Source organism: Hydrobacter penzbergensis, assembly GCF_900106985.1.
Taxonomy (GTDB): domain Bacteria; phylum Bacteroidota; class Bacteroidia; order Chitinophagales; family Chitinophagaceae; genus Sediminibacterium; species Sediminibacterium magnilacihabitans.
On sequence record NZ_FNNO01000009.1, the window covers coordinates 1 to 12,673 of the forward strand.

Consider the following 12,673-nt stretch of genomic DNA (forward strand, 5'->3'; position numbering starts at 1 on the left):
AAGCAAAAAAAGAAAAGAAAGGTAATAGTAGTATTAGTAGGTCTTTTATATCTTAGTTGAACACATTATCTGTCCTACATATAGGGTACATTATATATTGCAAATAATTAATACGACTGATCAAAAAACAATTGATACATATTTTAATGAACTTCTTGCTGAATTGCAATACATAGATAGACTTCTGACACCTAAATGTTTCATAGAAAAGATTACTGTTTGGAATGAAGAAACTCTAAAGCGCTATACTGAGATAATTGAAAGTGAGGTTGAAGACTATTTCAAAAATGAAAATCGTAAACGAAAACATCTTGAAGAATATGAAGATTGGAATTTTAGCTTTTCAATGTTTGGTTTGAGGGGGAAGAGTGCACAAGAAAAAGTTAAGAGAATAAACTATAACTTTTATTGTATTGAAGAAACACCTGATTTGATAAATGAAGAAATAATCGATGACTATATAGCTATATTAAAATCATTAAGAAACGAACTATTTGAAACGGCATTGAAATATGGCATTCCTTGGTCAGAAGGAACAATTAAGTCAAAAGTAGAAGAGCAATCTATCCTTAAACCGATAATTTTTGTTGAAGGGGAACATGATATCAAGTTTATAAATAAAGCGGCGATTCTCCTTGGTAAGGAAGATTTATTAGCAAAGATCGAATTACGACAAAGGGGCGGGTACGGAAATCTTGACAAATTATGGAACATTCTGAAAGAGGGAAGTTGGGAAACTATTCCACAAATAAGAATATTTTTATACGATTGCGATACAAATAAAACAAATGATGAATTTGGTAATCATTATAAAAGAATAATCCCGTTAAATGCAAACAACATTGTAAAAAGAGGAATAGAGAATTTATTTCCTAATACGACAATTGATAAAGCGCTATCCGAAAAACAGGCTTTTATTGATTTTAAGAAAATAATGGGGACTAAACGAGGAATAGTATATGAAGAAATACAGAATGAAATTAATAAGGATGAGAAAAGAAATTTTTGCGATTGGGTTTGTGCAAATGGAATAGTAGAAGATTTTGAAAATTTTAAGGTCATATTCGAAATTATAGAAGAGCTCATATAGGCGGCTTCCCGTTCTATACAAATATTAATAGATTGGGTGCCGAATATAAATTTACAAGAGCTGGGATGCCTCCACCATCTTCTCCTACTGCTTGCAGAAACAGATCACAGCATCCCTCTCCCTTACATCATCATAGATGTTGTTCGACACTATATTTATTTGAACAATTCGTATATTTATAAAAATTAAATAGAATATGCTATACTTAAAGATTTACAAAGATTTTGACACTTCAGACCGCGCCGGGGCTGGCGGAATGTTTCAGATTAGCGGCATAGAAGATGGCGATGAAAATGATTTATCTGACAAAGTGGATTTAGGCATTCATTTCCATGATGATGATGAACTGAAAAAATATCTCTCTGAGGTGTTTAATGTTTCGATTGATGAAATCGATTTAGATTTTGAATAGCCATATAATACTATTTGTACGTTAAATTATTTGGTTTACAAATAATCAGTTGTTTGTAATCCGGGGATGAGCCCGACACGACCCCACCAAATTTGAAAGATTCTTTGCCTTTTACAATCACTTTCCAAAATACAGGGGAGCCTGAATAGCCACCATAACCACGTATTGAAGACCTATAATTTATTGAATCTATTTCTTTTGAATCATTAAAGCTCCATTTCTGCCAAATCTGTCCTATTATTTCTCCGTTTATACCTATTGGGTCGATCTTAAATAGATCGCTTTCATTCTTTATATTTAATCTTTCGTTTGGGAATCCAAAAGCAATAATTTTTGAAGGGTTGAGTTTTTTATAATTAGTGATTGTAGGATCATAGTTTATTATATTCATTTCAAACTTGCTAAACTGGTACAAGTTTTTTAGTTCGAACATATAAAAATCGCCTTTTTCATAATAGGGTCGATATTTGCTACTTTTTTCAATTTTTGCTATATCAAATAAAATAAATTCATTTTTGCCTGTTGCTTTATTTTTAAATCGTATCTCCAACGTATCGCATATCGGGTAAATTCGCTGATTTGTATATGCATCCCAACTTGAAAAAGTATGGTATGAACTAACTAAAAATAGTTTGCTCTTCACCTTTAAAAGAAATCCCGTCTGAATCTTTGCTGGCTTTTTGTTTTTGATACTAATAACTAGGTAACTATATTGGCTCAACGAGTCAGCCTTTTGCGAGAATGCGAATGAAGGCAAAATAAGAAGTAGCGAAAGAGTTAAACACTTCATACCTGTTCAGTGTATCAAATATAATGTAAGTATCCCTAAAATCCAGGCAGTTCAAGAAGCAAGCAGCCCATTAAGAAATACCCTTTTTTTAAAAGGTACTATAACAATCCCTCGTCAGCGAAACTCAGATAATCACTTTCGGTCAGAACAATATGATCAAGAAGCTGTATGCCGAGTAATATGCCTGCCTTTTTCATATTGTCAGTAAACTGTCGATCAGCAAATGAAGGGCTGGAATTGCCACAAGGGTGATTGTGCACCAAAATGAGCCTTGATATCCCTTTGAGCAATGCTGTTCTGAAAACATCTCCTGCATTCGCTGCAACCCGGTTAAGTGTACCTAATGCAACCAGTTCTACAAACTTAACATGGCCCGAACTGGTTACGCCAATCACCCACAGGCATTCCTGGCAGCGCTGTAAGCGATTGCGGCGCATGAACACGGGACGCATGATGCGGTAGATATCGGCGCTGCACTCAATGGTTTGTTGCTGCTGAAGGGAAAGCTTTATCGTCATAGTCAGTTAATTTGAAGTAATAGATCCTAAAATTAACAAAATACGACTATTAAATTACTATTTATGACTAATATTATACTTTAAATGGTAAAAACAGGTACAAATACCCTATCTTACGGCTCATTTATATTTGTTTTCTTACAAACCGATAATGAAAGACTACAATCGGATCAAAGCTGTACTCGCCGACAAAAAAGTGAGCAACAACACGCTCGCCGATGCGCTGGGCGTATCTGCACAAACAGTTTCAAGATGGTGTACAAACAACCAGCAACCCTCTATTGAAACATTGTTCGCCATTGCAAAATACCTGAAAGTAGATGCACGGGAACTACTGGTTCCTATGCACAAATGACCGTTTCCGGAGCACTCTGGGAATGGTCGAGTAGTATAGAGGACGGAATCTGCACTACTGTAAATTCAATTTGACCTTTTCACATCAAAAAATCCTTTACATTTTCTGGGGTGATAACCTGTTTAGAAACCGGGTGATACTGATCTGTGAAGGTTGACGGGAATCGTGCTTTCGATGCAGCGCTCCACTTACTGTATGGAAATCAGTTTTTCTGCCCTTAATATTTATGTAGAAGAATCAGGAGTGATTGCACGTTCTGTTATAGCTTTTTCAATTAGTTGGCTTACCAATGGTTCCATATTCGCATTTTTGATTACCTGCTCAAAAGTACTTTTCCCAAGCTTCAGAAATAATTTACCCAAGAATTCATCGGCAAAACTGCTGGAAATTACAGATACGTTTTGCCAGTCAAGGATTATATGATATCCTGGCTTTGCGGAAATAAGGTTTGATACCTTGATACGCATTTCTTTTCCTGCCGCACGAGTGCCCGTTCCAGGTGCTTCCTCAACCAGTAAAACCAATAAGGCATCCTCATTTTCTAGTTCGTATTTGGCATCGACAATATTATAGGATGTGTACGGTATGGCACCAAATGTCAAGGCATTTGCAATTGAGAAGTTCGGGCTGATGTGAATTTGCCCGCTCACGTAGGTACCGCCAACTCTGTTTTCTTCCGCACTTGAAGAGGGTGTAATGCTATCAGAAGTTAATAACAATCTGCCTCCACCACTTATAATATCCAATGATCCTCCGGTCATGGTAGTTATTCTTAGTGTTCCCGCCAAGCCATTACCTTGCCCATATTCTTTATTACGAGTGACCCCCACTTTAATGGCTTCTTCTATCGCCTGCATGTCATTATTCAGATCGGGGAAGCCTTCTTTGAGTGAACTTAGAATACCTCTACCTGCATCGGCCACAGTAAAAGCAATGATATTGTTTTGTGGGTAGGCAATTACCTGTAAAAAGCCTCCCGGTTTGGAAATCGAATGGTTGATTACGTTGTCACAAATTTCATTTACAGACCATTCTAATGCTGACAGGATATCTTTAGGCATTTCAATGTGCCTCATTATGATATCCATGAAATTATTTACCAGATTGGGGAGTTCCTGAAAGGAGGTAAACTGTTGAACAAAATGCTTTTGGTTTCGGCGGCTGGATTTGGGTAGGAGAAAAGGATCGAGCAGGTATCCCCAATTCGTTGAAAGGAAAAATGCCTTTGTCACCGGGAGCCCGGGTGGTTGTATTGTGATCTCATACCCTTGCAGGCGTAAATCAGCGACCGTTGCAATAATTCCCAGCATCCCGTTGGCGAATGCTTTCGTTACTCCTGAAAAATCAAGGGTTATTCTATTAGTGAGGTTTCTTGATTTCCACTGGTAGAGAGCTCCGGCAAACGACGGCAATATCCCAGTCGCTATCCGCTCAGGAAAAATTATTCTGTTTTTGTAACTATCGTATCTTACAATCAATTCAAAATCAATTTATTACGTGCTTTTAGTTAGATATGCAACTGTTTAGCCAATTTCGATCCAGGTTTTCCAATCATTTTCTTTAATTTTACACCTATCAAAGAGGATTTTATCCCGCCTGATTTGTCGAGTAGACAATCAGTGACCAAATATCGTCTAAAATGCCTGCTCACCAGCGGGCATTTTACTTTTCAATCTGTATGCTTCGAATAAGTAGATAAGATGAAATTGAAATAGTTGATTTCAGTAAATCTATTAATATAGATGCCGCAATAGTTGGCCGCTTGTCTCATTATCTGCAATCTCAAGCAATTGGAAGTTTTACATATAATACTATCATTGTTCCTACAAGTGTTTATAGTGCTTGGATTGACCCTGTAGGTCATCATAATTTTTGGACTGAGGTACAAGCTAATAATTACGCAATTGAATTTTTCGGTAGTAATTCAGCTATTGCTAAAGACACATATTATACTAGATAAACATGAAAACGAAATCCTTATATTTTTTTGTGACGCTTTTTTTTATATCATGTGATAATTGGTATTACTCTAAGGTTACAAATCAATCTGATAGAGGCATTTATGTTGATGTGACATATTACTCTGGAATTATTGACAGCTTCTATCACCATAATGCGAATAATTATTATGATTTTTTATGGAGTTATAATACTAAAGATGTCCCATTAATCCATTTTGATACAGCCAAACTGACAAGCACTTTTTTAGTCCCAATTAATCATAGTCTTGTCATCGAAAAAACAATGGGCGGGCTATTTGAAGGTTATCGTGAATATAAACTTATAAAAGAGATTTCCATAAAATCGGACAAACGTAGAGATACCTATGCTCATAAATCCTTTGATACACTCTTCAAACCTGTCAAAACGGGAGTTTATAGTTAAGTAAGGCGCTTTTTGTGGAGAAACACAGTCACTATTTCATTACTAATTCTTCTAGAACCCAGTAAAAACCGGCCCAAGTCATTTTCTGCATCGGCAAATAGCCAGTATACAATTGGCGCACGTTCTGCAAGGTTTATATTGATTATCAGCAGATTTCATTTGCCTTTACTTGCCCTTTTTTGCCTTTAGTAGCCGGATTGTCGTTACTACTCCGTTACTACTCATGATTCGTAACGGATTTGGGAAATAGCGGACAGAGTAGTATAGTGGACGGAATCTGCACTACTGTAAATTCAATTTAGTACTACTTGGAAAGATTTATACGAGTAGTGGACGGAATCCACACTTATGCGGAAACCGCCAATATCAGTAGTAGACGGAATTTATATCAGTAGTGTGCGGAATCCACAAAGTGAAAAAGATTACCAACAAGCCAAAAAAGAAAAAATAATAAAATCAAAATTCCAGACACTGGCCTTTTCACATCAAAAAATCCTTTACATTTTCCGGGGTGATAACCTGTTTAGAAATCGGGTGATACTGATCTGTGAAGGTTGACGGGAATCTTGCTTTCGATGCAGCGCTCCACTTACATTCAAAAGCGTGTAATACACCGGCTTCATGCTCTTCAATCAGATCAATCTCCTGCTGCTGTGTCGTTCGCCAGAAATATTGTTTGGCATCTATGCCTGATTGATACAGGAATTTGATTCTTTCCACGATCACAAAATTTTCCCAGAGAGCGCCGGTATCAGTTCTTGCGGAAAGCGGTTGAAAATTGCGGATCACTGCATTGCGTATCCCGCAATCCAGGAAATAAATCTTCTTACCTTTTTTGATCTCATTGCGGATATTGCCGCTGTAAGCGGGAAGCACGATAATGACAAAAGCTTTTTCAAGCAGATCTATGTATTTTTCAACGGTCTGTTTATTGGCACCGGTAAGTTGAGCGAGTTCATGATAACTTACCTCACTTCCTATTTGCAAAGCAAGTGCACGCAGCAGTTTTTCAAGCAGCGCTGGTTTTTGAATCTGTTCAAGTGAAAGCAGATCTTTATAGAGATAACTTTCTGCCAGCAGCTTCAGCAATTCCTTTTCCTCGCCAGGGTGGGTAACAATTTCCGGGTAATAGCCATAGATCAATCTTGTTTCCAGGAGTTGTTTTTCCTTCAGGTAGCCATGATAACCTACCATTTCACCATAACTGAGTGGATACAGTTTATATTCATATTTACGCCCGGTGAGTGGTTCGTTGACGCGAGCAGAAAGTTCAAATGCAGAGGACCCTGTTGCTATCACCTGAACATTCTTTAGTTGATCTGTAATCAGCTTTAAAGTGAGCCCGATATCCGGTATCCGCTGCGCTTCATCGATCAGAACCAGTTTATGCCTGCCGATGATCCGTTCCAGCTCAGCGACACTGGTATTTGAGAGTGCTTCCCTTACAGCGGCCTCGTCTCCATTTAGAGAAAGATATTCCTGCCCCTGCAGTATCGTAGAAACGAGTGTGGATTTTCCGCTCTGACGGGGACCCAATACCAGTACAGCCTTTCCTTTGAACAGGCGCGATTTGATTTTTTCTTCCAGAATGCGGAGTATCATAATTTTCCGTTTGAACACCCAAATATAATAATATTTTTCCGTTCAAACACATAATTATTATAATATTTTTCCGCTCTGATAGGTGGTGGTTCACATTTTTGCAGTAAATCCGTACCATTTGCCCTGGTATCAGGGGGTCAATACAAAATAGAGTAGTTATACTTAATGTATCATTAAACATGAGGCCTTAATTTGTACGCTGTGATTTCACTACCGCTGGCAATTTCAGGATGAAATGTCTGAAGAGTAGTGATCAAATTTGGTGAATTCAATTGTATGAGCTAGATTGCAACTAATATTTAGTTGCAATCTAGCTGTCGTGAAAGGGCCATCAATCGAATATGAAACATTTTAAGGTTTTAGTATGGCAAAAAATGACAAGCTGATTGAGAGATTGTTATCAAAACCCAATGATTTTAGCTGGAACGAGTTGGTTAAGTTACTGACTCATTTTGGTTACAAAGAATTGAAACATAGTAAAACTGGTGGATCCAGGAGAAAGTTTGTAGATGATAGTAAACATATTATTAGTCTTCACAAACCACATCCGGGAAATGTTTTGAAACAATATCAGGTAAAAGAGATCATCGCTTCGCTTAAAGAAACAAGGAAATTGAAAGATGAATGATATCTTAGAATATAAGTCGTATTATGCAACCGTTCACTTCAGTGCTGAAGATGAAGTTTTTTTTGGGAAGCTTATTGGTATCAATGATGTGGTTAGCTTTGAAGGAGCAACGGTTGTAAGCCTTAAAAAAGCTTTTCGGGAAGCTGTGGATGATTACCTGGCAGCTTGTGCTGCATTAGGTAAAGATCCTGAGAAAACGTACAAGGGGAGCTTTAATGTTCGTATTTCATCTGAATTGCACCGGGAAGCTGCTCTTAACGCCGCTCAACGTAATATGTCATTGAATGATTTTGTACGCTATGCGCTGGATTATATGATGCATAAATCTCCTGATAGTAACAATGGTCTTTCTGCGCATTCAGCTTACCTCAAGTGAGCCACTATAATCTTCCATCCCTGATCTCATCTACCACTCCCGGGTCAAGTAATGTAGAGGTATCGCCCAAACTTTGCACTTCTCCTTCGGCAATTTTACGCAGAATGCGGCGCATGATCTTACCACTGCGGGTTTTGGGTAAGCCGCCTACAAACTGTATTTTATCGGGCTTGGCAATGGGGCCGATCACGCGTGTAACGGTTTGCAAAATATCCTTGCGCGTGAGTGATTGGTCGTCCATATGCGTGCCGTTGTAAATCACATAAGCATAAATGCCCTGTCCCTTGATATCGTGCGGATAACCTACTACCGCACTTTCCACCACACCCGCATGCATATTAATGGCATTCTCCACTTCAGCTGTACCAATGCGGTGACCGCTCACATTCAATACATCGTCTACGCGACCGGTGATGCGGTAAAAACCTTCAGTGTCTTTCAATGCACCATCACCCGTAAAGTACAGGTTCTCATAAGTAGCGAAATAATTCACGCGGCAGCGTTCATGATCGCCGTAAGTAGTGCGTATGATGGATGGCCAGGGGGCCTTAATACAAAGATTGCCACTGGTGATGCCATCCACGGCTTCGGTTATTTCATTTCCTTTTTCATCTACCAGTATGGGTTGCACACCAGGCAATGGAAGCGTGGCCCAACTGGGTTTCGCGGGTGTGATACCTGCTAAATTGGAGATCAATATACCGCCAGTTTCTGTCTGCCACCAGGTATCTACAATAGGACATTTCTTTTTGCCCACATGTTCATCGTACCAATGCCAGGCTTCTTCGTTGATGGGTTCGCCTACGGTGCCCAATACTTTTAAAGAGGAAAGGTCTTTATTCTGCAAAGGACCTAAACCAAAACCCATGAGGCTGCGGATGGCGGTGGGCGCAGTATAGAGAATGTTCACTTTGTATTTGTCTACAATATCCCAAAACCTGCCGGCGTCGGGCCAGGTGGGCACGCCTTCAAACATGAGAGAGGTGGCGCCGGCACTCAAAGGACCGTATACAATATAACTGTGTCCGGTGATCCAACCGATATCAGCTGTGCAGAAGTGAATCTGTCCGGTCTGGTACTGGAACACGTTCACAAACGTGTAATTGGTGAAGAGCATATAACCTGCGCAACTGTGCACTACGCCTTTGGGCTTACCGGTAGAACCGGAAGTATATAATATGAAGAGTGGATCTTCTGCATCCATCTCTTCCGCTTCAATATAATTGAGTCCTTTTTCTTCTACCTGCTTCATTTCTTCTTCCCACCAGAGATCGCGTCCCTTGAGCATGGAAACAGGTGTGCGGGTACGGGTGCATACGATCACTTTTTTAACGGTCTTGTTGCCAATCAGCGCATCGTCGATCACACTCTTTAATGGAATATCTTTTGCGCCGCGGTAAGCACCATCGCAGGTGACAATGTATTCGGCTTGTGCATCTTCGAGCCTGTCGGCAATACTTTGCGCAGAAAAGCCACCGAATATCACCGAGTGAATCGCGCCGATGCGGGCAGTGGCCAGCACAGCGATTGCCAGTTCAGGAATCATACCCATGTAAATACAAACACGGTCGCCTTTCTTAACGCCGTTGTTCTTCAATACATGTGCAAACTGGCAAACCTTTTCGTGCAGTTTTCTATAAGTAAGTGTGCGATGATGTTCTTCTGGATCATTGGGTTCCCAGATGATGGCGGGCTGGTTGCCGCGGCTTTCAAGATAACGGTCGAGGCAATTTTCCGTGATATTCAGTTTCGCCCCTTTGAACCACTCCACTTTGGGTTCTTTGAAATTCCAGTTGACTACTTCATCCCATTTCCGGCGCCAGGTAAAATGTTCGGCAATGGAGCCCCAGAAACCGGCGGGGTCTTCTATGCTTTTTTCATACTCAGTTTTGTATTCATGGAAGGACTTGATCTGGTAGGGATATGACATGACAATCAACGCTTTTAGGGCCATAAATATACGCTGTGTGCAGCGCTTCTAAAAAATATAACCATGAAGAAATAACTAACAATCGTTTGCGTAATTGAACAAAATTCAACCTATTACTGTATTGAGAAGCAATACCATCATCTAGCCCATGACTGTATGCCGTTTTCGTTTCGTTTTAGATTTAACCTTGCCGTTCATGTAATCTGACATTGGCACAAAAGAAAGACAAGGTGCCGCACCAATATGCAAGGATATCTCGATCAATTTCTGCAAGGTAAAATTAAAATGCCCGTTAAGTACCTGGCTGATATACCCTTTGGATACCCCTAATTCATTGGCCAATGCCGTTTGATTGATCTGGTGATCGTCCATATATTTTTTAACGGCGTAGGCAAGATCGTTTTGAATGGTCTCCATCCAAAATTCCTGGGTACATACCAATTTTTGCATTGGAAGCATAACGATAATTATTTGGCGTTAAGATATAATTGTTTAATCCTTCTGAATTGACGAATATCATCCACTTGCGTAGATTTTCTTCCACCCCAAACGATGATGTTGCCGGTTTGTTTTTCCCTAAAAATATAAACCCGCAAATCTTTTGTCTTGATCTCATATTCATCTGATAAGCCCACACTTCCCTTCAGGCGTTTGAACTTTGTTTCAGGAACAGGAAAATCATTAATGATACGATATAATATTGCCTGAATGGAATTGAGTTGCCCTGATACTGACCTGTCTTTTTTTATCTTTTTCTCGAATACATCGAAATAAATATATCCATCCTTCTCAAGTTTGAAAACAGGATGGATTCCTTCCAGTTCTCCAATCCTGTGCAATACAAATGTAGGCATAAATGTTTATTTATAACTAAACTTTTTAATTTTCTCCTAACAAAACTAAAAAGACTCACTCCGGATAGAGCGGAGTATAAAATTTCCTCGAAAACAGCACCATGAACAGCGGCTTAAACTTCCTGCGGATAAATATCTTTTACAGGGGTTTTGATAAATGGATGCTTTGCAGTAAGTTGAATGCAGATTGCAAAACTTATGAACAAAACCAAAGGTATCTGGCGCGTGATCACTGCGTCATCTGTCGGCACCCTGATAGAATGGTACGACTTCTATATTTTCGGCAGCCTTGCCACCGTGATTGCCGATCAGTTCTTTCCCAAAACCAATCCCACCGCTGCATTGTTGTCTACATTGGCCACATTTGCCGCCGGTTTCATTGTGCGTCCTTTCGGAGCATTGGTGTTTGGCCGTCTCGGCGATCTGATCGGAAGGAAATATACATTTTTACTAACCCTGGTTTTAATGGGGGGCTCCACATTCGCTATCGGACTGGTGCCGGGTTACGAAACTATTGGCTTTGCAGCACCGGTTATTGTTTTATTGCTGCGATTATTGCAGGGCCTTGCATTGGGTGGTGAATACGGCGGCGCCGCTACTTATGTGGCAGAGCACGCACCTGCACACAGGCGGGGATATTTTACTTCCTGGATACAAACCACTGCAACCTTGGGGTTGTTCGTTTCGCTTGGCGTGATCCTGCTCACGCGTCACATGCTCGATAGCGACCAGGCACAATCCATTGCAAAGTTCAATAGCTGGGGATGGCGCATTCCTTTCCTGGTTTCCATCCTGCTGGTCGTTGTATCCGTTTATATGCGGTTGAAGATGAAAGAGTCGCCGTTGTTCACGCAACTCAAGCAGGAAGGAAAAACAGCCGCGAACCCATTGAAAGAAAGTTTTGGTCATAAGACTAACCTCAAATTGGTGTTGCTGGCTTTGTTCGGCGCTACAATGGGACAAGGCGTAGTATGGTACACAGGACAATTTTATGCACAGTCATTCATCGAGAATGTATGCAAGGTAGAGTTCGATCAGTCGCGCACCCTGCTCATCTGGTCAATTTTGTTTGCCACACCTTTTTTTGTGGTCTTCGGAAGCTGGAGCGATAAGATCGGGCGTAAATGGATCATGCTGATGGGTATGCTGCTGGCTGTGTGTACCTATAAACCATTGTTCAGGCAACTGCTCACCATCACCGATCTGAGCAGCAGAAAAGAAGTAGCCGCCATGGGTGAAAAAAAATCCACCCTGCTCCCTATTGGCAATACGGGCAACTACCTGCGCACAGTGGTGAACAAAGCACATTACGACGACGGTTCGGTATTGAGCACTACCACAAAAGATACCTTGTACAGCGACCCCGCCAAAACAACACGGAAGCCTGAAATCAAAACAGCCAAACTGATGGACAGCAGCAGTTACTGGAAAATGGTATTCGTGGTATTCATTATGATATTGTATGTAACGATGGTATATGGTCCGATTGCGGCTTTCCTGGTGGAACTGTTCCCCACGCGCATCCGCTATACTTCCATGTCGCTGCCTTATCATATTGGTAATGGCGTGTTCGGCGGACTCACGCCTTTCATCGCCACATTACTGGCCACCGTTTATACATCAGATAAACTGGCGGGGTTGATGTATCCCATTATCGTAGCTGCTATCAGCCTGGTAGTGGGTGCATTGTATCTTACCAGCAAAAAGAAGAATGTTGACCTTTAATTTTTATG

Annotated in this window: 14 protein-coding genes; 7 read left to right on the plus strand and 7 right to left on the minus strand. The window is 40.4% G+C overall.

Features of this window, described 5'->3' with window-relative positions:
• Positions 1-97: 97 nt before the first annotated feature.
• Together BLU98_RS10625 and BLU98_RS10630 are read left to right on the plus strand one after the other, a co-directional pair.
• A complete protein-coding gene (locus BLU98_RS10625; RefSeq protein ID WP_092724012.1) occupies positions 98-1,090 on the plus strand; it encodes a hypothetical protein in 993 nt (330 codons plus the stop codon).
• 196 nt (positions 1,091-1,286) lie between these two features.
• The gene (locus tag BLU98_RS10630; RefSeq protein WP_092724013.1) at positions 1,287-1,502 is read left to right on the plus strand and encodes a hypothetical protein; all 216 of its coding nucleotides are present in this window, start codon (positions 1,287-1,289) and stop codon (positions 1,500-1,502) included.
• Between the two features lie 10 nt (positions 1,503-1,512).
• Here BLU98_RS10630 and BLU98_RS10635 read toward each other — a convergent pair whose 3' ends face one another.
• Entirely contained in the window at positions 1,513-2,292 is a 780-nt protein-coding gene (locus tag BLU98_RS10635) for a hypothetical protein (RefSeq protein ID WP_092724014.1), read from the minus strand.
• A gap of 98 nt (positions 2,293-2,390) precedes the next feature.
• Positions 2,391-2,810, minus strand: coding sequence for a JAB domain-containing protein (locus BLU98_RS10640; RefSeq protein WP_092724015.1), 420 nt, complete (start codon positions 2,808-2,810; stop codon positions 2,391-2,393).
• Positions 2,811-2,961: 151 nt separating this feature from the next.
• Here BLU98_RS10640 and BLU98_RS10645 point away from each other — a divergent pair, with 151 nt between their 5' ends.
• Positions 2,962-3,165, plus strand: a complete 204-nt coding sequence (locus BLU98_RS10645) for a helix-turn-helix transcriptional regulator (protein WP_092724016.1) — start codon at positions 2,962-2,964, stop codon at positions 3,163-3,165.
• 224 nt (positions 3,166-3,389) lie between these two features.
• Here the strand turns inward: BLU98_RS10645 and BLU98_RS10650 are convergent, their stop codons facing one another.
• A complete protein-coding gene (locus BLU98_RS10650) occupies positions 3,390-4,643 on the minus strand; it encodes an STAS-like domain-containing protein (RefSeq protein ID WP_092724017.1) in 1,254 nt (417 codons plus the stop codon).
• A 484-nt stretch (positions 4,644-5,127) separates the two neighbouring features.
• Between BLU98_RS10650 and BLU98_RS10655 the strand changes: the two genes are divergently transcribed.
• The gene (locus BLU98_RS10655) at positions 5,128-5,550 is read left to right on the plus strand and encodes a hypothetical protein (protein WP_092724018.1); all 423 of its coding nucleotides are present in this window, start codon (positions 5,128-5,130) and stop codon (positions 5,548-5,550) included.
• A 480-nt stretch (positions 5,551-6,030) separates the two neighbouring features.
• On the opposite strand, the gene BLU98_RS10660 is transcribed toward BLU98_RS10655, so the two are convergent.
• Positions 6,031-7,152: an ATP-binding protein gene (locus BLU98_RS10660; RefSeq protein ID WP_092724019.1), complete on the minus strand. Its 1,122-nt coding sequence runs from the start codon at positions 7,150-7,152 to the stop codon at positions 6,031-6,033.
• 364 nt (positions 7,153-7,516) lie between these two features.
• Here BLU98_RS10660 and BLU98_RS10665 point away from each other — a divergent pair, with 364 nt between their 5' ends.
• On the plus strand, positions 7,517-7,780 hold the full coding sequence (locus BLU98_RS10665) for a type II toxin-antitoxin system HicA family toxin (RefSeq protein ID WP_092724020.1): 264 nt from the start codon (positions 7,517-7,519) through the stop codon (positions 7,778-7,780).
• Entirely contained in the window at positions 7,773-8,156 is a 384-nt protein-coding gene (locus BLU98_RS10670; RefSeq protein WP_092724021.1) for a type II toxin-antitoxin system HicB family antitoxin, read from the plus strand. Before BLU98_RS10665 ends, BLU98_RS10670 begins: the two co-directional genes overlap by 8 nt.
• Positions 8,157-8,160: 4 nt before the next feature.
• Here BLU98_RS10670 and acs read toward each other — a convergent pair whose 3' ends face one another.
• The 3 genes from acs to BLU98_RS10685 all read right to left on the minus strand — a co-directional run bounded on the left by acs (position 8,161) and on the right by BLU98_RS10685 (position 10,940).
• On the minus strand, positions 8,161-10,086 hold the full coding sequence (gene acs / locus BLU98_RS10675) for an acetate--CoA ligase (protein ID WP_092724022.1): 1,926 nt from the start codon (positions 10,084-10,086) through the stop codon (positions 8,161-8,163).
• 141 nt (positions 10,087-10,227) lie between these two features.
• Positions 10,228-10,545, minus strand: coding sequence for a helix-turn-helix domain-containing protein (locus BLU98_RS10680; RefSeq protein WP_092724023.1), 318 nt, complete (start codon positions 10,543-10,545; stop codon positions 10,228-10,230).
• A gap of 8 nt (positions 10,546-10,553) precedes the next feature.
• Entirely contained in the window at positions 10,554-10,940 is a 387-nt protein-coding gene (locus BLU98_RS10685; RefSeq protein ID WP_092724024.1) for a hypothetical protein, read from the minus strand.
• Positions 10,941-11,138: 198 nt separating this feature from the next.
• Between BLU98_RS10685 and BLU98_RS10690 the strand changes: the two genes are divergently transcribed.
• Positions 11,139-12,665: an MFS transporter gene (locus BLU98_RS10690; RefSeq protein ID WP_092724025.1), complete on the plus strand. Its 1,527-nt coding sequence runs from the start codon at positions 11,139-11,141 to the stop codon at positions 12,663-12,665.
• Positions 12,666-12,673: the final 8 nt, after the last annotated feature.